16 protein-coding genes, 1 tRNA gene and 1 pseudogene are annotated in these 18,060 nt (G+C 66.1%); 12 read left to right on the top strand and 6 right to left on the bottom strand.

Annotation, left to right across the window (positions count from 1 at the left end; genetic code table 11):
• Entirely contained in the window at nucleotides 1–804 is an 804-nt protein-coding gene (locus tag CKW46_RS02510; RefSeq protein WP_369797343.1) for an ABC transporter permease, read from the top strand.
• Between the two features lie 5 nt (nucleotides 805–809).
• On the top strand, nucleotides 810–1,805 hold the full coding sequence (locus CKW46_RS02505) for a glycine betaine ABC transporter substrate-binding protein (protein WP_482052759.1): 996 nt from the start codon (nucleotides 810–812) through the stop codon (nucleotides 1,803–1,805).
• 23 nt (nucleotides 1,806–1,828) lie between these two features.
• On the opposite strand, the gene yaaA is transcribed toward CKW46_RS02505, so the two are convergent.
• Nucleotides 1,829–2,581: a peroxide stress protein YaaA gene (gene yaaA / locus CKW46_RS02500; protein ID WP_482052758.1), complete on the bottom strand. Its 753-nt coding sequence runs from the start codon at nucleotides 2,579–2,581 to the stop codon at nucleotides 1,829–1,831.
• A 152-nt stretch (nucleotides 2,582–2,733) separates the two neighbouring features.
• On the opposite strand from yaaA, the gene CKW46_RS02495 reads away from it, so the two are divergent.
• On the top strand, nucleotides 2,734–3,534 hold the full coding sequence (locus CKW46_RS02495) for an SDR family NAD(P)-dependent oxidoreductase (protein WP_117437361.1): 801 nt from the start codon (nucleotides 2,734–2,736) through the stop codon (nucleotides 3,532–3,534).
• Between the two features lie 224 nt (nucleotides 3,535–3,758).
• Here CKW46_RS02495 and CKW46_RS02490 read toward each other — a convergent pair whose 3' ends face one another.
• Both CKW46_RS02490 and CKW46_RS02485 read right to left on the bottom strand, forming a co-directional pair.
• A complete protein-coding gene (locus CKW46_RS02490) occupies nucleotides 3,759–4,394 on the bottom strand; it encodes a uracil-DNA glycosylase (protein WP_020785447.1) in 636 nt (211 codons plus the stop codon).
• A 253-nt stretch (nucleotides 4,395–4,647) separates the two neighbouring features.
• Nucleotides 4,648–4,730 (bottom strand) — tRNA-Leu (locus tag CKW46_RS02485).
• 294 nt (nucleotides 4,731–5,024) lie between these two features.
• On the opposite strand from CKW46_RS02485, the pseudogene CKW46_RS02480 reads away from it, so the two are divergent.
• The 7 genes and pseudogenes from CKW46_RS02480 (at nucleotide 5,025) to pknB (ending at nucleotide 14,901) form a co-directional block, all read left to right on the top strand.
• Nucleotides 5,025–6,646: pseudogene (locus CKW46_RS02480) on the top strand (FHA domain-containing protein).
• Nucleotides 6,647–6,767: 121 nt separating this feature from the next.
• On the top strand, nucleotides 6,768–7,235 hold the full coding sequence (locus CKW46_RS02475) for an FHA domain-containing protein FhaB/FipA (RefSeq protein WP_015353896.1): 468 nt from the start codon (nucleotides 6,768–6,770) through the stop codon (nucleotides 7,233–7,235).
• Nucleotides 7,232–8,791, top strand: a complete 1,560-nt coding sequence (locus tag CKW46_RS02470; RefSeq protein ID WP_015353895.1) for a PP2C family protein-serine/threonine phosphatase — start codon at nucleotides 7,232–7,234, stop codon at nucleotides 8,789–8,791. Before CKW46_RS02475 ends, CKW46_RS02470 begins: the two co-directional genes overlap by 4 nt.
• On the top strand, nucleotides 8,788–10,197 hold the full coding sequence (locus CKW46_RS02465) for an FtsW/RodA/SpoVE family cell cycle protein (RefSeq protein ID WP_482052756.1): 1,410 nt from the start codon (nucleotides 8,788–8,790) through the stop codon (nucleotides 10,195–10,197). The genes CKW46_RS02470 and CKW46_RS02465 overlap by 4 nt, the downstream gene beginning before the upstream one ends.
• Entirely contained in the window at nucleotides 10,194–11,669 is a 1,476-nt protein-coding gene (gene pbpA, locus CKW46_RS02460) for a D,D-transpeptidase PbpA (protein ID WP_015353894.1), read from the top strand. Before CKW46_RS02465 ends, pbpA begins: the two co-directional genes overlap by 4 nt.
• On the top strand, nucleotides 11,666–13,024 hold the full coding sequence (locus tag CKW46_RS02455; protein ID WP_499018712.1) for a serine/threonine-protein kinase: 1,359 nt from the start codon (nucleotides 11,666–11,668) through the stop codon (nucleotides 13,022–13,024). Before pbpA ends, CKW46_RS02455 begins: the two co-directional genes overlap by 4 nt.
• Nucleotides 13,021–14,901 (top strand): Stk1 family PASTA domain-containing Ser/Thr kinase, encoded by a 1,881-nt coding sequence (pknB, locus tag CKW46_RS02450; protein ID WP_482052755.1) that lies wholly within the window; start codon nucleotides 13,021–13,023, stop codon nucleotides 14,899–14,901. Before CKW46_RS02455 ends, pknB begins: the two co-directional genes overlap by 4 nt.
• Here the strand turns inward: pknB and CKW46_RS02445 are convergent.
• Nucleotides 14,879–15,565 carry an aminodeoxychorismate/anthranilate synthase component II gene (locus tag CKW46_RS02445; RefSeq protein ID WP_015353891.1) on the bottom strand — a complete coding sequence of 229 codons (687 nt, stop codon included), beginning with the start codon at nucleotides 15,563–15,565 and terminating at the stop codon, nucleotides 14,879–14,881. The two genes, pknB and CKW46_RS02445, sit on opposite strands and share 23 nt — an antisense overlap.
• 37 nt (nucleotides 15,566–15,602) lie before the next feature.
• Entirely contained in the window at nucleotides 15,603–16,346 is a 744-nt protein-coding gene (locus tag CKW46_RS02440) for a DUF881 domain-containing protein (protein ID WP_015353890.1), read from the bottom strand.
• 128 nt (nucleotides 16,347–16,474) lie between these two features.
• Here CKW46_RS02440 and crgA point away from each other — a divergent pair, with 128 nt between their 5' ends.
• Together crgA and CKW46_RS02430 are read left to right on the top strand one after the other, a co-directional pair.
• Nucleotides 16,475–16,756 carry a cell division protein CrgA gene (crgA, locus tag CKW46_RS02435; RefSeq protein ID WP_117437698.1) on the top strand — a complete coding sequence of 94 codons (282 nt, stop codon included), beginning with the start codon at nucleotides 16,475–16,477 and terminating at the stop codon, nucleotides 16,754–16,756.
• A gap of 155 nt (nucleotides 16,757–16,911) precedes the next feature.
• The gene (locus CKW46_RS02430; protein ID WP_015353889.1) at nucleotides 16,912–17,337 is read left to right on the top strand and encodes a PH domain-containing protein; all 426 of its coding nucleotides are present in this window, start codon (nucleotides 16,912–16,914) and stop codon (nucleotides 17,335–17,337) included.
• A gap of 10 nt (nucleotides 17,338–17,347) precedes the next feature.
• Here CKW46_RS02430 and CKW46_RS02425 read toward each other — a convergent pair whose 3' ends face one another.
• Nucleotides 17,348–17,896: a peptidylprolyl isomerase gene (locus CKW46_RS02425; RefSeq protein ID WP_015353888.1), complete on the bottom strand. Its 549-nt coding sequence runs from the start codon at nucleotides 17,894–17,896 to the stop codon at nucleotides 17,348–17,350.
• Nucleotides 17,897–18,060 lie beyond the last annotated feature (164 nt).

The following is an 18,060-nucleotide window of genomic DNA, read 5'->3' as shown; positions in this document are numbered from 1 at the left end:
GTGGCCGGCAGCGACATCAACGTCGAAGGTGCCGTCAAGGGCGGCGCCGAGGGCCAACCCACGGCCCCGACGACGCCAGGTCGGCCGAGTTTCGGGCGGTGGGCGCTGCAGCCACTCACGTGTGCCTTCGCGGTGGCCGGAGCGCTGGCCTATGTGACGGTGGCCTATGTGTCCGAATCGGAGCGCCGCTCGCTGAGCGTGTCGCATCTGTTGCAGCTGCTGCGCGAACACCTGGTGATCAGCCTGTCGGCCACGGTGCTCACGTGTGTGGTGGCGATTCCGGTGGGAATCGCATTGACGCGAGGGCCGATGCGGCGTTATTCGAAGCCGATCATCACCGTCGCCAGTTTCGGTCAGGCCGCGCCGGCTATCGGCCTGATCGCGCTGGGGGCGGTCGTGTTCGGGATCGGTCAGCTCGGCGCGATCGTTGCCCTCACCGTCTACGGCGCGATGCCCATCATCGCCAACACCGTCACCGGACTCGACGGCGTGGATCGCCGGATCGTCGAAGCCGCCCGGGGAATGGGTTTGTCGGCGTTCTCGACGCTGCGTCGTGTCGAACTGCCGTTGTCGCTACCGGTCATCGTCGCCGGCGTTCGGACAGCCTTGGTGCTGATTGTCGGGACGGCGGCGCTGGCGTCGTTCACCGGCGGCGGGGGATTGGGGCAGCTGATCACCACCGGCATCAAGCTGCAGCAGCCGGTGACCCTGATCGTCGGCGCCATTCTGGTGGCGGCACTGGCGTTGTTCATCGACTGGCTGGCTCGCCTCATCGAGATGGTGGCCGCACCGAGGGGACTGTGAATCACATGCTCGCAGCGGTCCACCGATGGAGTAAATGTCGGCGCGCGCGACGGCTGGCGTTCGCGGCGCTCGCGGTGCTGTGCGTGGGCCTGGTGGCCAGCTGCGGGCTGCGCTCGGCGACCGGTGCGGTGCTGGAAGCCAAACCCGGCCTCATCCGCCACTATCAGTCCCTGGAGGGCGTGCCCATCACCGTCGCGGCCAAGGACTTCACCGAGCAGCTGATCCTCGGCAATATGCTCTCGATCGTCCTGCATGCCGCGGGCGCTAGGGTCACCAACCTCAGCAACACGCCCGGCAGCTTCGGGGTCCGGCGGGCGTTGCTCACCGGCGAGGCGAACATCGCACCGGAGTACACCGGTACCGGCTGGATCAACTACCTCGGCCATGAGAACCCGATCAAGGGCGCAAAGCAGCAATGGGAAGCCGTCAACGTCGCCGATCAGGTCAACGGCCTGACCTGGTTGCCGCCGGCGCCGATGAACAACACCTACACGTTGGCCATCCGCGAGTCCGAGGCCGAACGACTCGGGGTGACCAAGCTCTCCGACCTCAAGAGGCTGCCCCGCTCCGCGCTCACGTTCTGTATCGAAAGCGAATTCGCAAGCCGCAATGACGGTTTCGTGCCGATGCTGCACGCCTACGGGCTTGATCTCGAGGATCTGGCGAAGATCACCACGTTGGACACCGGGGTCGTCTACAGCGCCACGGCACAAGGGGAATGCAATTTCGGCGAAGTGTTCACCACCGACGGCCGGATCCCCGCGCTGCATCTGCGTCTGCTCGAAGACGACAAGCACTTCTTCCCGCTGTACAACCTCACCGAGGTTGTCGATACCTCGCTGATCAATGATCACCCGGAACTTCGGGAGATCTTTGCGCAGCTCAATCCGAGGCTCACCAACGACACGATGAGGGAATTGAACGCCCAGGTGGACAACAATGGCCGGGACCCGGCCATCGTTGCCAAAGACTGGCTGCTGCAACAGAAGCTGCTCAGCTAGCGGCCTGGGTCAGACGTCCGGTCTCACCCGCCCGCAGCGACGACGAGGGTCAATTCGTTTCCGCTGCGCTCCACCTGCATGCCGGCCCTGCGGGCGACCGCAGCGACCGCGGCCGCATCGGTGGGCTCGGCCCGCGTGCTCGCCAGAATGCGGGCCAGCCGACCCTTGTATGCCTTGTTGAAATGGGTGACCACGGTCCGTCGGCCGTCGGGATGCTCGGCGAGGACCTTGACGTGGATCCCGCCGGATGTTGGTCCCAGCGCTACATAGGAGCCGGAGCGCAGATCGACGATCAGGTCTTGGGCCGCCAACTCCGCGAGCAACGGCTCCAGCAGGGGCTTCCACCGGGCGGCCAGGGTGGGTTTCGCCGGGAGCTTGGAAGTAGCGGAAAGCCGGTAGGCGGGCACCTGATCGTCGGCGCGCAACAGCCCGAACAATGCCGAACCAATGGCCATCCGAGCGCGGGCGCGCTTTGCCTCGGCGCCGCGCAGCGAATCGACATCCAACGCGTCGTAGAGGACACCGGTGTAGCGGCGCAGCGCCGGCAGCGTCGGCGCGGTACGCAGCGCGGCGTTGCGCTCGATCTCGGCATCCTGGGACGGCGAGACCCCCAGGGCCGTTCTGCACGCCGGCGGGTCGGCCGCGAGATCAACGAGTTCGCCGACCAGCGCGGCCCGCAGTGCACCCAGTCCCGGGTTGGCGAGTTTTTCGAGTCGCAGTGGGGGGCCATCACCCCCACCCCGCTTGGTCTCCGACGGCGGTAGCAGCACAATCACGGGTGCAGACGATAGTCGGCCGTGGTTTCGCCGGATTGGTGCACGCGGTGTTCGCGGCGATCGGGGGGCTTGCCGGAACCGGCAGTCCGCCCAACCCGCCCAGGTAGGCGAGTCTTCGTCGGCCTGGTAGCCACCGGCCGCTAGTCTGCTGAGTGGCCGTCATCGGCAAACGAAGGGCCTACAAAGTGCGCGTCGAGTCAGCAACGTTTTTGATTGTCGGCGGCTCATCCGGAATCGGTCGCAGCGTCGCGGAGCGGGCTGCGCGCCGGGGCGCCACTGTGGCGGTGACGGCCCGACGTACCGACCGGCTGGCCAGCCTCGCCGCGACCATCGCGGAGATGGGTGGCAGCTGTTCGATCCACCCGGCCGATGCCACCGATCCGGTTGCCGCACAGTCGGTTGTCGCCGACGTACTAGAGCGCCACGCCAAGATCGACGTGGTGTTGCTCAATGCCGGCGGCGCTCCTGCCCTTGATCTGACCCGGCTTGACGCTGCTGACATCACAAGCGTCATGGACGCCAACTACGACGTCGCGGTCAACTACCTCGTTCCGGTGTTGCGGCACATGGCTGAGCGCGGGACGGGCGTGATCGCACACACCAACTCGTTGGCCGGTTGGTACGCCGTACCGCTGCAGGGGCCTTACTCGGCGGCGAAGGCCGCATTGAGGGTGCTGTTCGACGCCTATCGGATTGAGTATGCCGGCAGCGGTGTGCGATTTGTGTCGATCTATCCGGGATTCGTTGCCACGGAGGCCACCGAGGGCGACGGAATGCCCGCACCCGGCGAAATCTCTGAACAGGAAGCTGCAGAGCACATTCTACGCGCACTATCTTCTGGCCGAGAGTCCTTTTCGTTCCCGCGTGCCATGAGCACACTTGTCGGGCTGGGTCGGTTGCTTCCGACAACGCTGCGCCGCAAAGTGATCAAGAAGGTCGTCACCTCGGCGTAAGGACCGCGACCGCAGTCGTTGGAATCGAGCTGGCTCGGTTTGCGACAACCGGTCTTGGACACACCGCACCCGGATGTCTTTCTTTCCGACAGGATCTGCTCACCCCCAGGCGATTTCAGCTCTCCGGAACCCGCGGTATGCACCACGCCGGGCGGCACGGGACACCGTACGAGAGGACCGGATAGCCGTCGAGAAACTGCACGTCTGCCGACGCCACGTCACGCTTAGCCCGTCGCTTCCTCGCCTTCGCGGTCGAAGCCCCACCGGATCGCCGCGGACAGGTTCGACACGTAGTTGGCTTCCAGATTGTCGTCGTGCTGGCGTTGTATCCAGGACGGGTGCTTCACGTGGAAAATGTACGGAACACCCTTGGGGAGTCGCCCGCGCGGAATCTCAAAGAGCTCCTCGCAAATCCGCGCGCTCGGATAGAAGAACGTCAGCACCCGTTCCGCATCGCGACCTAAGGCAACCACCAGCCGCGGCCGGACGATCTCGAGTTCGCGGTGCAGATACGGCGAGCAATTGACAATCTCATGCTGATGCGACGAGCGGTTCTTCGGCGGGTGGCAGTGCACCGCGTTGCTGATGAAGACATCCTCTTTTTCCGGACCCGCGCGCTGGATGCTCTCGTCGATCAGTTCGCCGCTGCCACCGGTGAACGGGACCTGGCTCTCCATGCACTTCTCGCACAGGCTCTGCCCGATCAGCGCGACCGGTGAGCTCACGCAGCCGTAGCCGGGCGCCGACATGGTGGCGGGCGCGATGTTCATGCCCTCGCAGCGCCGGCAGCCCGCGATCTCAGCGTCGAGAGCGATCTTGCGCAGCCGTCGCGAGGCAGATGAGTCATAGTCCTCGGTCACGCTCGGACCCACGGTTGGAGTGTAGATACTTCCGGGGGCACGCCCCGCCTAATTGAGCCGCGGCGAGCAACAACGTCCAGCCGGGCCGCTCGGGCAGGCAAGTCGCATACCCCGCAACGGCTGTAAAAGCGGATCCGACGACGACAGTCCCCACCCATGGACGCCCGCCGCAGCCACCCCCACAAACCACAAAGGTCACGTCCTCTTTCGAGGCCGTGACCTTTGTGTCTACGGTTCATAGAACCGCTCGCTGTGGGCGAAGGGGGACTTGAACCCCCACGTCCCGAAGGACACTGGCACCTGAAGCCAGCGCGTCTGCCATTCCGCCACTCGCCCAAACGACCGGAGGACCATATCACTTTAGTAGGCCCGAACCCCAACCGCTGCCAGCGGGGTGGGGCCGGGGGTCGGCCCCGGGAACCCCCGCCGAGCCGCAGTTCGACCCCAGCGGCCCTGGTACACGGACCAACTTCTGGGTCTCTGAAGTGTCTCGATGTGATTCTCAGGGTTCTCACGGTGCCCCAGGGTCACGGTGTCCCGATAGCATGGTCTGTTGACCACGACCCGCGGGTGAGTCGTTTGCCTTGCGCCAACGATGGACCACAACACAGTGAGGCGAGCGCTGAAGAGATGGGTAGCCAGAAAGGGCTAGTTCAGCGCATCGAGCGCAAACTCGAGTCGACGGTGGGGGACGCATTTGCCCGGATGTTCGGCGGATCGATCGTCCCGCAAGAGGTCGAAGCCCTGTTGCGACGGGAAGCGGCCGACGGCGTGCGCTCCCTGCCGGGAAATCGCCTTTTGGCCCCCAACGAATACATCATTACCCTCAGTGTGCACGACGCTGAGGAATTGGGCGCCGATCCACACCTCACGTCGAGCGAATTTGCTCGGTACTTGGCGGACTACATCCATGAACAGGGGTGGCAAACTTATGGTGATGTGGTCGTCCGGTTCGAGCAGTCATCGAGCCTGCATACTGGCCAGTTCCGCGCCCGCGGGGCTGTTAACCCCGACGTCGAGCCCCGCCCGACAGTCAACGATTCCGCCCAGCCACAATCGAACGATGCGTTTGGCGCAGAACCAGGAGTACCACCAATGACTGACAACTCGAGCTACCGCGGCGGTCAGGGGCAGGGGCGGCCCGACGAGTACTACGACGAGCGTTACGCCCGTCCGCAAGAAGACCCGCGCGGCGGTCCGCACGGCGGACCCGACCCACGTGGTGGATACCCGCCGGAGGCCGGGGGTTACCCGCCTCAGCCCGGGTACCCGCCGCCACGCCCGCAAGACCAGGGCGGCTACCCGGAACAGGGCGGCTACCCCGAGCAGGGCGGCTACCCCGACCAGCGCGGCTACCAAGACCAGCGCGGCTACCAGGACCAGGGCGGTTACCCCGACCAGCGCGGTTACCCCGAGCAGGGTGGCTACCCGCCGTCATATGAGCAGCGTCCGCCCGCGCCCGGAGGTTACGGCGCCCAGGGCTACGACCAGGGTTACCGCCAGGGTGGCGGCTACGGCCAGCCGCCCGGCGGTCAGCCCGGATACGGGGGCTACGGCGAATACGGCCGCGAGCCCGCACGCCAGGACGAGGGCGCCTATTCAGCGCCCGCGGCTCCGTCGGCATCCCCTGAGGCGCAGCGCCCGGGCTACCCCGACCAGGGGGCGGCTACGACCAGGGCTACCAGCAGGTCGGCGCCGGGTACGGCCGGCCCGAGTATGGCCAGGGCGACTACACCCAATACGCCGACACGTCCTCCCCGGGCGGCTACCCGCCGCAGGGCGCCGGATACGCCGACCCGGCCGGTCGCGACTACGAGTACGGCCAAGCGGCGGCCCCCGACTACGGTCAGGCGCCGCCCGACTACGGCCAGGCCCCATCCGACTACGGTCAGGCGCCGCCCGAGTACGGCCAGCCAGCCGGCGGCGGTTACGGCGGTTACGGACAGAGCGGCTACGGGGCTACCGGATCTTCGGTGATCCTGCAGCTCGACGATGGCAGCGGACGCACGTACCAGCTCCGCGACGGGTCCAACATCATCGGCCGCGGGCAGGACGCGCAGTTCCGGTTGCCCGACACCGGGGTGTCACGTCGCCATCTGGAGATCCGCTGGGATGGACAGGTTGCGCTGCTGGCGGACCTGAACTCGACGAACGGCACCACCGTCAACAACGCGCCCGTGCAGGAGTGGCAGTTGGCCGACGGCGATGTGATTCGCTTGGGCCATTCCGAGATAATCGTCCGCATCCACTGACCCTCTGGGCTCACAGCTGCCGTGCTTTACTCCGCACCGACCGCCGTCCAAGTATCGTGACCTTGCTGATGTGCTCGGCACCGGCGTGGGGTGGGCAGTGCCAGGACGGAAAGGACGCCAGATGCAGGGGTTAGTACTGCAACTGACGCGTGCCGGTTTTTTGATGCTGCTGTGGCTTTTCATCTGGTCGGTGTTGCGGATCCTGCGGACCGATATCTACGCACCGACCGGTGCCGTCATGGTGCGCCGCGGTCTGGCGTTGCGCGGGACGCTCTTACCGTCGCGGCGGCGCGGGCAGTCGGCACGCTATCTCGTAGTGACCGAGGGGGCGCTGACCGGCGCCCGCATAACTTTGAGTGGACAGCCGGTATTGATTGGACGCGCGGACGACTCGACCCTGGTGTTGACTGACGACTACGCCTCGACGCGCCACGCCAGGCTTTCCCAACGAGGATCGGAGTGGTACGTCGAGGACTTAGGATCGACCAACGGTACTTACCTTGACAGGGCGAAGGTGACGACTGCGGTACGAGTTCCCATGGGAACGCCGGTGCGAATCGGCAAGACGGCAATCGAGTTGCGCCCGTGACCCTAGTCTTGCGCTACGCCGCCCGCAGTGATCGCGGCCTGGTACGCGCCAATAACGAGGACTCCGTGTACGCCGGGGCACGCCTGTTGGCGCTGGCCGACGGCATGGGCGGCCACGCCGCCGGGGAAGTGGCATCCCAGTTGGTCATCGCCGCGCTGGCACATCTGGACGACGATGAGCCCGGCGGCGACCTGCTGGCCAAGCTGGATGCCGCGGTGCGCTCCGGCAACTCGGCTATCGCCGCCCAAGTCGAGATGGAACCCGAGCTCGAAGGCATGGGGACCACACTCACCGCGATCCTGTTTGCCGGTAACCGACTGGGGCTGGTGCACATCGGTGACTCCCGCGGCTACCTGCTGCGCGACGGTGAGCTGACCCAGATCACCAAGGACGACACGTTTGTCCAGACGCTGGTGGACGAGGGGCGGATCACCGCGGAGGAGGCGCACAGCCACCCGCAGCGTTCGCTGATCATGCGTGCGCTGACCGGTCATGAGGTCGAGCCGACGTTGACCATGCGAGAAGCTCGCGCCGGCGACCGCTATCTGCTGTGCTCGGACGGCCTGTCGGATCCGGTGAGCGACGAAACCATCCATGAAGCGCTGCAGATTCCCGACGTCGCCGAAAGCGCCTACCGTCTCATCGAGCTGGCCCTGCGCGGGGGCGGTCCCGACAACGTCACGGTCGTGGTGGCCGACGTCGTCGACTACGAATACGGACAAACCCAGCCGATCCTGGCCGGCGCGGTCTCCGGTGATGACGACCAGCTGACCCTGCCCAACACCGCCGCAGGACGGGCTTCGGCGATAACCGCCCGCAAAGAGGCGGTCAAGCGGGTTCCGCCGCAAGTCGAGACCGTTCACCGGCCTCGCTGGTCATGGCGACGGATGGCACTGGTCGCCACGCTGGTGGTGCTGCTGGTGGTGGCGGGCCTGTTCATCAGCCGTGCGGTGATCCGCAACAACTATTACGTCGCCGAATTCAACGGCACCGTATCGATCATGCGGGGCATTCAGGGGTCGTTTCTGGGCATGTCCCTGCACGAGCCGTATCTCATGGGCTGTCTGAACGCACGCAACGAGCTGTCCCAAATCAGCTATCAGCAATCCGGCGAGCATCTCGACTGCAATCTGATGAAGTTGGACGACCTGCGCCCACCCGAACGCGCACAGGTGCAGGCCGGCCTTCCCGCCGGCTCGCTCGACAACGCGATCGGGCAGTTGCGCGAGTTGGCCGCCAACTCGCTGCTGCCACCCTGCCCCGCGCCGCGCGCCACCTCGCCGCCGGAATCATCTGCCCCGAGCACCGCCAGCGAGACACCCGGACAGCCCAGCGTCACCTCCTCACCAGCGTCGACGACCACCCCGACTCCCTCGGCCAGCACCACGCCGACCACGACTTCCGGAAGTACGGCAGCTACCAGCACCCCGCCCGCGGGTACCTCGCCGGCGGCCCCGACGTCACCTACTCCGACGTCGACGACGAGTTCGCCGAACGTGACCGCACTCCCGCCACCCCCACCGCAGCCGGGCATTGACTGCCGGGCGGTGGCATGACGACCCAGCTGCAGCCACCGGTAACGGTGACGCCCCCGTTGCCGACCCGACGAAATGCCGAACTGCTGCTGTTGTGCTTCGCCGCGGTGATCACCATCGCTGCGCTATTCATCGTGGAAGCCAATCAAGACCGGGCCATCCATTGGGACCTAGCCAGCTACGGGCTGGCCTTCCTCACCCTGTTCGGCTTCGCGCACCTGGCGATCAGACGCTTCGCGCCGTTCACCGATCCGCTGCTGCTGCCGGTGGTGGCGCTGCTCAACGGACTGGGCCTGGTGATGATCCACCGGCTCGACCTCGTCGACAAGCAGATCGGCCACCGCGCACATCCCAGCGCAAACCAACAGATGCTGTGGACTCTGGTCGGGGTGGCGTCGTTTGCGCTGGTGGTGACGTTTCTCAAGGACCATCGCCAGCTGGCGCGCTATGGCTACACCTGTGGTCTGGCGGGTCTGGTGTTGCTGGCGATCCCCGCGGTACTGCCCGCGGCCTTGTCTGAGGAAAACGGCTCCAAGATCTGGATTCGGTTGCCCGGCTTCTCCATCCAGCCCGCCGAGTTCTCCAAGATTCTGCTGCTGATCTTCTTTTCGGCGGTGTTGGTGGCCAAGCGCGGACTGTTCACCAGCGTCGGCAAGCACCTGATGGGCATGACCCTGCCGCGCCCGCGCGACCTCGCGCCGCTGCTGGCGGCCTGGGTGGCCTCGGTCGGTGTGATGGTCTTCGAAAAGGACCTCGGCACCTCGCTGCTGTTGTACGCGTCATTCCTGGTGGTGCTTTACCTGGCCACGCAACGGTTCAGTTGGGTCATCATCGGGCTGACGCTGTTCACCGCCGGAAGCGTGGTCGCCTACTTCGTTTTCCACCATGTCCGCGTCCGGGTGCAGAACTGGCTCGACCCGTTCGCCGATCCCGACGGCACCGGCTACCAAATGGTGCAAGCCCTGTTCAGCTTCGCGACCGGCGGCATCTTCGGTACCGGTCTGGGCAACGGACAGCCCGACACCGTGCCCGCGGCGTCGACCGACTTCATCATCGCCGCGTTCGGGGAAGAGCTCGGGCTGGTGGGGCTGGCCGCCATCTTGATGCTCTACACCATCGTCATCATCCGCGGACTACGTACGGCGATCGCCACCCGCGACAGCTTCGGCAAGCTCTTGGCCGCCGGTCTGGCATCAACGCTGGCCATCCAGCTGTTCATCGTCGTCGGCGGCGTCACCAAGCTCATCCCGCTGACCGGGTTGACCACACCATGGATGTCCTACGGCGGGTCGTCGCTGCTGGCCAACTACGTGCTGCTGGCCATCCTGGCGCGAATCTCCCACGGTGCCCGACGACCATTGCGCACCCGCCCTCGAAATACGTCGTCCATCGCGGCGGCCGGCACAGAGGTGATCGAGCGGGTATGAACGCCTCTCTGCGCCGAATCTCGGTGACCGTGATGGCGTTGATCGTGCTACTACTGCTCAACGCCACGATGACCCAGGTCTTCACCGCCGACGGGTTACGAGCCGATCCCCGCAACCAGCGGGTGCTCCTCGACGAGTACTCCCGCCAGCGCGGCCAGATCACCGCCGGCGGCCAGCTGCTGGCCTACTCGGTGGCCACCGACAGCCGGTTCCGTTTCCTGCGGGTTTATCCCAACCCAGAGGTGTACGCGCCGGTGACGGGCTTCTACTCGCTGCGCTATTCCAGCACCGGCCTGGAGCGCGCCGAGGATCCGCTCCTCAACGGATCCGACCAGCGCCTGTTCGGTCGCCGGCTGGCCGACTTCTTCACCGGCCGCGACCCCCGTGGCGGCAACGTCGACACCACGATCAACCCGCGCATCCAGCAGGCCGGGTGGGACGCCATGCAGCAGGGCTGCGGCGGGCCCTGCAAGGGCGCCGTCGTCGCGCTGGAACCGTCGACCGGCAAGATCTTGGCGCTGGTCTCTTCGCCGTCGTATGACCCCAACCTGCTGGCGTCGCACGATCCGGAGGCACAGGCCGAAGCCTGGAAGGATTTGCGCGACGATCCCAGCTCCCCGCTGACCAATCGGGCAATTTCGGAAACGTATCCGCCCGGCTCGACCTTCAAGGTGATCACCACCGCCGCCGCATTGCAGGCCGGGGCCACCGAGAACGACCAGCTGACCGCCGCCGCCAACATTCCGCTGCCCGACAGCACGGCGACCCTGGAGAACTACGGCGGTGCCCCGTGTGGCAGTGGGCAGACCGTGTCGCTTCGCGAGGCGTTCGCCAAGTCCTGCAACACCGCGTTTGTGCAGTTGGGCATCTCGACCGGCGCGGCGGCTCTGCGCAGCATGGCACATGCCTTCGGGCTGGACACCCCACCGAGCGCGGTACCCCTGCAGGTGGCCGAGTCCACGGTCGGACCCATCCCGGACGCCGCCGCACTGGGCATGTCGAGCATCGGACAAAAGGACGTCGCGCTCACACCGCTGCAAAACGCGCAGATTGCCGCGACCATCGCCAACGGCGGCGTCGTGATGCGGCCCTACCTGGTCGACAGCCTCAAAGGGCCCGACCTGGCCAATATCAGCACCACCGCACCACATCAGCAGCGCCGCGCGGTGTCACCGCAGGTCGCCGCTAAGCTAACAGAGCTGATGGTCGGCGCCGAGCAAGTCGCACAGCAGAAAGGGGCCATCCCCGGCGTGCAGATCGCATCCAAGACGGGTACCGCAGAGCACGGCACCGATCCCCGTCATACCCCACCTCACGCGTGGTATATCGCGTTTGCCCCCGCACAGGCTCCCAAAGTTGCTGTCGCGGTGCTGGTGGAAAATGGGGCCGATCGCCTTTCTGCGACCGGCGGCGCGCTCGCGGCCCCGATCGGGCGGGCCGTGATCGAGGCCGCGCTTCAGGGGGAACCATGAGCCCAAGAGTTGGTATGACGCTGTCTGGCAGGTATCGCCTGCAGCGGCTCATCGCCACCGGTGGCATGGGCCAGGTCTGGGAGGCGGTCGACAGCCGGTTGGGCCGGCGCGTCGCGGTCAAGGTCCTCAAACAGGAATTCTCGTCGGACCCCGAGTTCATCGAGCGGTTCCGCGCCGAGGCACGCACCACCGCGATGCTCAACCATCCCGGCATCGCCGCCGTGCACGACTACGGCGAAAGCCAGATGAACGGTGAGGGCCGCACCGCCTACCTGGTGATGGAGCTGGTCAACGGCGAACCGCTGAACTCCGTGCTCAAACGCACCGGGCGGCTATCGCTGCGGCACGCGCTGGACATGCTCGAGCAGACCGGGCGGGCTCTGCAGGTCGCCCACGCGGCCGGCCTGGTGCACCGCGACGTCAAGCCGGGCAACATCCTGATCACCCCCACCGGGCAGGTCAAGATCACCGACTTCGGTATCGCCAAGGCCGTCGATGCGGCACCGGTGACCCAGACCGGCATGGTGATGGGCACCGCCCAGTACATCGCGCCCGAGCAGGCGCTCGGCCAGGATGCCAGCCCGTCCAGCGACGTCTACTCGTTGGGAGTGGTTGGCTACGAAGCGGTTTCGGGTAAACGTCCGTTCACCGGCGACGGAGCTCTGACGGTGGCGATGAAGCACATCAAAGAGCCGCCGCCGCCGCTGCCGGCCGAACTCCCGCCGAATGTGCGCGAGCTGATCGAGATCACGCTGGTCAAGAACCCCGGCCTGCGGTACCGCAGTGGGGGACCCTTCGCCGACGCCGTCGCCGCGGTGCGCGCCGGCCGGCGCCCGCCCCGACCCAGCCAGTCACCGCCCGCCGGCCGGGCTGCCCCGGCAGCCATCCCGTCGAGCGCACCGGCGCGGATCGCGCCCGCGCCCACCACCCGGACGACCACGCCGCGCCGAACCCGGCCCGCGACGGGCGGACACCGGCCGCCACCGGCCCGGCGTACCTTCTCCTCGGGCCAGCGCGCGTTGCTGTGGGCCGCCGGGGTGTTGGGCGCACTGGCGATCATCATCGCGGTGCTCATCGTCATCAATTCGCGGGCCGACAGCCAGCAACAGTCACCGCCGCCGACCGTCACCCAGACCACAACGGCTCACCAAACGCCGACCGGTCAGGGGCCGCGCCTTAATTGGACGGATGGTCAATCAATAGGGAATCCTGGACTGCAAAGTAACCAGCCTGACCTGGTCGACGATGCGGGCCGAAATCGCCCGATAGGGAACCGGGACAGCGCAACCAGCTGGAATGTCATGGTGACGCCGCAGCATCGTGCGGCGCTGGCCCGATTTGAGATGCAGCGATGACCACCCCTCAGCACCTGTCCGACCGCTACGAACTGGGCGACATCCTCGGTTTCGGAGGTATGTCGGAGGTACACCTCGCCCGCGACCTGCGGCTACACCGCGACGTCGCGGTCAAGGTGCTGCGCGCTGACCTGGCTCGCGATCCCAGCTTCTATCTGCGCTTCCGGCGGGAGGCGCAAAACGCCGCCGCGCTCAATCACCCGGCGATTGTCGCGGTGTATGACACCGGCGAAGCCGAGACGCCGTCCGGACCGTTGCCCTACATCGTCATGGAGTACGTGAACGGGGTCACCCTGCGTGACATCGTGCACACCGACGGCCCGATGGCCCCGACGCGCGCCATCGAGATCATCGCGGACGCGTGCCAGGCACTGAACTTCAGCCATCAAAACGGCATCATTCACCGCGACGTCAAGCCGGCAAACATCATGATCAGCACCACCAATGCGGTCAAGGTGATGGACTTCGGCATCGCGCGCGCGATCGCCGACAGCGGCAACAACGTCACCCAGACCGCGGCGGTCATCGGCACCGCGCAGTACCTGTCGCCCGAGCAGGCCCGCGGCGATTCGGTCGACGCACGATCTGACGTCTACTCGTTGGGATGCGTGCTCTACGAGATCCTGACCGGCGAGCCACCGTTCACCGGCGATTCCCCGGTCGCGGTCGCCTACCAGCATGTTCGGGAAGACCCCATCCCGCCGTCGGAACGCCACGAAGGGATCTCCGCCGAGCTGGATGCGGTGGTGCTCAAGGCCCTGGCCAAGAACCCGGACAACCGCTACCAGACCGCCGCGGAGATGCGCGCCGACCTGGTGCGGGTGCACAACGGCGAAGCGCCCGAGGCACCTAAAGTGCTGACCGGCGCCGAGCGGCGCTCCCTGACGGCGTCCTCGCCGTCCAGCCCGGCCGCGCCACGCACCGACCCGCTGCCTCGCAAGACACTCGATGACACCGACCGGGACCGCAGCACGCCCTCGGTCGGCCGCTGGGTGGCCGTGGTGGCCGTGCTGGCCGTACTGACGATCGTCGTCACCATCGCCATCAACACGTTCGGCGGCAACACCCGCAACGTGCAAGTTCCCAATGTGCGGGGCCAAGCATCGGCGGATGCCATCGCTGCGCTGCAAAACCGTGGCTTCAAGACCCGCACCCTGCTCAAGCCGGACTCGACGATCCCACCCGACCACGTCATCGGTACCGACCCGGCCGCCAACGCCTCGGTGTCGGCCGGCGACCAGATCACCATCAACGTCTCCACCGGTCCCGAGCAGCGCGAGCTCCCCGACGTCTCCTCGATGACCTACGCCGAGGCCGTCAAGAAGCTGACCGCGGCGGGATTCGGCAGGTTCAAAGAGGCCGAGTCGCCCTCGACCCCCGAGCTGATGGGCAAGGTCATCGGAACCAACCCGCCGGCCAACCAGACGTCGGCGATCACCAACGTCATCACGATCATCGTCGGCTCTGGCCCCGCGACCAAGCAGATTCCCGACGTCGCGGGCCAAAGTGTTGAGGAAGCCGAACAGAACCTCAACGTTTACGGGTTCACCAAGTTCAGTCAGGCATCGGTGGATAGCCCCAAGCCTGCCGGCAGCGTCATCGCCACCAATCCGCCGGCGGGCACCACGGTGCCGATCGATTCGGTGATCGAGCTACAGGTGTCCAAGGGCAATCAGTTCGTCATGCCCGACCTGTCCGGCATGTTCTGGACCGACGCCGAGCCGCGGTTGCGCGCGCTGGGCTGGACGGGATCACTGGACAAGGGGCCCGACGTGGACGCCGGCGGTTCCCAGCACAACCGGGTCGTGTATCAGAATCCGCCCGCCGGTGCCGGGGTGAACCGCGACGGCATTGTCACGCTGAAGTTCGGTCAGTAGTTCCGGCCTCCACCGGCAGGTGCGGTCGGATCGCGCTGGCGACCTCGTTTTCCAAACGTCGCACCAGCGTGTCGTCGCGCGCCCATCCGCAGTAGGCCAGCCAGTTGGCCAGCATCCGGTGCCCGCCCTCGGTCAGGATCGACTCGGGGTGGAACTGGACACCGTGAATCGGCAGCTCGGTGTGGCGAACTCCCATGATCACTCCGCTGCGGGTGTGCGCCGTGGCTTCCAGCTCGGCCGGCAGCGAGTCCGGCAGGATGGTCAGCGAGTGATAGCGGGTTGCCGTGAACGGGTCCGGAAGTCCTTGTAGGACGCCAACATTTGTGTGATAGACGCTGCTGGTCTTACCGTGCAGCAGCTCGGGCGCCCGATCGACGGTCGCCCCGAAGGCAACCCCGATGGCTTGGTGGCCCAGGCATACCCCCAACAGTGGCGTGCGCGCCGCCGCACACGCCCGGACCAAACTCACCGATGCACCGGCTCGTTCCGGAGTGCCCGGGCCCGGGCTGAGCAGCACCCCATCGAATTGCGCCGCGATGGCGGCCTCGTCGCAGAGCCGCGGGTCGTCGTTTCGCCACACCTCGGCCCGCACACCCAACTGGCCCAGGTACTGGACCAGGTTGAACACGAAGCTGTCGTAGTTGTCGACGACCAGGATGGGCATCGTGACAGGTTACCGTCCGGCCCGAGTTCTGGTCGGCTCAGTAGCCCACCGGACCGAGCGGCTGCGCGTAGTGCATCCGGACCGGTTCGGAGTACCCGGCGACATTCACATCGGATTTGGCTTCCTCGCGGTAGCCCAAACCGAAGCGCACCACATACTGCTTGTAGAGGACCACCAGTGGTGCCGCCTCGAGCGCCGCTTGCATCGCGGCCGCATCACCGATCGCGGTAATGATGTAGGGCGGGCTGTAGGTGCGACCGTTGAGCAACAGGGTGTTGCCGACGCAGCGAACCACCGAGTTGGCGATGATGCGCTGGTCCTGCATCTGAATCGCCTCGGCGCCGGCACTCCACATCGCGTTGAGAACGGCGTCGATGTCTTGTTGGTGCACCACCAGGTCATCGGGGGAGGCGTCGCGCGGGAAGCGGCCGTTGGCGTCGCGCTGCGCGTCGTTGAGCGTGACCACCAGGCCCGGGCCGTGCGCCGGATCCATATCGGCCTCGCTGGCCAACTCGCGGGCTCGGCGCAGCATCGCCGTCAGGGCGGCATCAGAGGACCGCAGGTGGTTCGCGTCGATCCGCGCGGTGAGGGCATCGCGCTCAGCGCTGAGGCGGTTGACCGACGACTGCGACTGACGGACCAGGTCCACCAGTCGTGGTGCATCGCTGCGGCGGATTTCCGCGCCGCCGGAGACCCCGTGGGTGGCGGCCAGCAGCAGACCGGCCAGTAGGCACACCAGCGGAACGCCGAAGCGCCACGGCGAGCGGCGCTCATCGGTCATGCCGCCTCCATTTCCTGGTCACAGGGCCGGTTGGGTTAGTCTCGTGGCAAAGCTATGCCTAATGCTGCAACCGTAATCGTTGCAGTCCTGTCCCGCTCATTGTGTTGTTGAGGTATTTCGAGGTACCAATGCCCAAGTCGAAGGTCCGTAAGAAGAACGACTTCACCGTCAAGCCGGTGAGCCGCACCCCAGTGAAGGCGAAGGTCGGCCCTTCCAGCGTCTGGTTCGTCGCGTTGTTCATCGGTTTGATGCTCATCGGCCTGGTCTGGTTGATGGTGTTCCAGTTGGCTGCCGTCGGTAGTCAAGCTCCCGCGGCGCTCAATTGGATGGCTCAGCTGGGTCCGTGGAACTACGCGATCGCGTTCGCTTTCATGATCACCGGATTGTTGCTGACGATGCGCTGGCACTGACCCAAACCACACCCGTAATGAATTCATTACTGGGTAGGTGGGTCACCGCGCCAGCAACTCTTTTGTAGTTCAATCACACGCGTGTGATTTATCCCCACTGTTGATAGCGTCTGTGGATAACCGTATCCCCCTTGGTCGGAGGGCTGAAGTAGCGCATGCAGCAAACACAATGGTCGCCGCGGACGGCGGGAATCGCTGGTTGTGCGCTCGCTGGCGTTTTGATGGCTACCGCCGCTGTGACCGTCGTCACAGACCCGCCTGGGCGCATTCTGGCAGGCGTTGCCGCACTGGGTCTGATCTTGTTTGCGGGCGGATCGTGGCGCGCGCGGCCAAAGCTGGCAATCACGCGTGAGGGCCTAGCGATCCGCGGCTGGCTTCGGACTCAGCTGCTGCGCCCCGCCAGCATCAAGATCATCCGGATCAACGAATTCCGTCGCCATGCGCGCACGGTCCGTTTGCTCGAGATCGAGGGGGACAACGACGCCATGTTCGTCTTGTCGCGGTGGGATCTCGGTACCGATCCGCTCGACGTACTCGACGCGCTCACCGCGGCCGGCTATGCCGGCCGCGGCAAACGTTGAGCTGAAGGTGTCAGGAAATAGTGATCGACTCGATCACGACCGGTTCGGTGGGCCGGTCGCTGCCGTCGGTGGAGGTCGTCGCGATCGCCTCCACCACACCCTGTGAGTCCGGGTCGCTCACCTCGCCGAAGATCGTGTGGCGCCGATTCAGGTGCGGCGTCGGGCCGACGGTGATGAAGAACTGCGAGCCGTTGGTGCCCGGCCCGGCGTTGGCCATCGCCAGCAGGTAGGGCTTGTCGAATTGCAGCTCCGGGTGGAACTCGTCAGCGAACTTGTAGCCCGGTCCGCCGCGGCCGGTGCCGGTGGGGTCGCCGCCCTGGATCATGAAGCCCCGGATCACCCGGTGAAAGACAGCGCCATCGTAGAACGGGCCGGAGGTGCTACCGGATGCGTTCTGGGTCGAATATTCCTTGGTGCCCTGCGCAAGGCCGACAAAGTTGGCAACGGTCTTGGGAGCGTGGTTCCCGAAGAGGGCGACCTTGATATCCCCGCGGTTGGTGCGCAGCGTGGCGGTTGCAGTCTGAATTGGGCTGTTAGTCACGGAATCACAGTCTGCCATTACAGACGGGCCCGGCCGCAGCCGGTGTCATTCCGACTCGTGGGAAGCCGTGTGCGGGCAATGGGCCCGCGAACGCCCTAATGGTGGCAGTCTGTGGAGGGACCGGAGTAGCTCTGGGCCAGGGCCTGGCAAGACGGTTTGGCACGACAGTAGAGAGGCGGCAG

This window comes from Mycobacterium liflandii (genome assembly GCF_022354805.1).
Lineage (GTDB): Bacteria > Actinomycetota > Actinomycetes > Mycobacteriales > Mycobacteriaceae > Mycobacterium > Mycobacterium marinum.
The sequence above is the reverse complement of the archived record's forward strand: the minus strand, read 5'-3'. Positions and strand labels throughout refer to the sequence as shown.

Bases quoted from the DNA above. Each gene is read 5' to 3' on its own strand.
- CKW46_RS02505 (WP_482052759.1), top strand. From the start codon at position 810: ATGCTCGCAGCGGTCCACCGATGGAGTAAATGTCGGCGCGCGCGACGG.
- CKW46_RS02475 (WP_015353896.1), top strand. From the start codon at position 6,768: ATGCAGGGGTTAGTACTGCAACTGACGCGTGCCGGTTTTTTGATGCTG.
- CKW46_RS02465 (WP_482052756.1), top strand. From the start codon at position 8,788: ATGACGACCCAGCTGCAGCCACCGGTAACGGTGACGCCCCCGTTGCCG.
- pbpA (WP_015353894.1), top strand. From the start codon at position 10,194: ATGAACGCCTCTCTGCGCCGAATCTCGGTGACCGTGATGGCGTTGATC.
- CKW46_RS02455 (WP_499018712.1), top strand. From the start codon at position 11,666: ATGAGCCCAAGAGTTGGTATGACGCTGTCTGGCAGGTATCGCCTGCAG.
- pknB (WP_482052755.1), top strand. From the start codon at position 13,021: ATGACCACCCCTCAGCACCTGTCCGACCGCTACGAACTGGGCGACATC.
- CKW46_RS02445 (WP_015353891.1), bottom strand. From the start codon at position 15,565: ATGCCCATCCTGGTCGTCGACAACTACGACAGCTTCGTGTTCAACCTG.
- CKW46_RS02440 (WP_015353890.1), bottom strand. From the start codon at position 16,346: ATGACCGATGAGCGCCGCTCGCCGTGGCGCTTCGGCGTTCCGCTGGTG.
- crgA (WP_117437698.1), top strand. From the start codon at position 16,475: ATGCCCAAGTCGAAGGTCCGTAAGAAGAACGACTTCACCGTCAAGCCG.
- CKW46_RS02430 (WP_015353889.1), top strand. From the start codon at position 16,912: ATGCAGCAAACACAATGGTCGCCGCGGACGGCGGGAATCGCTGGTTGT.
- CKW46_RS02425 (WP_015353888.1), bottom strand. From the start codon at position 17,896: ATGGCAGACTGTGATTCCGTGACTAACAGCCCAATTCAGACTGCAACC.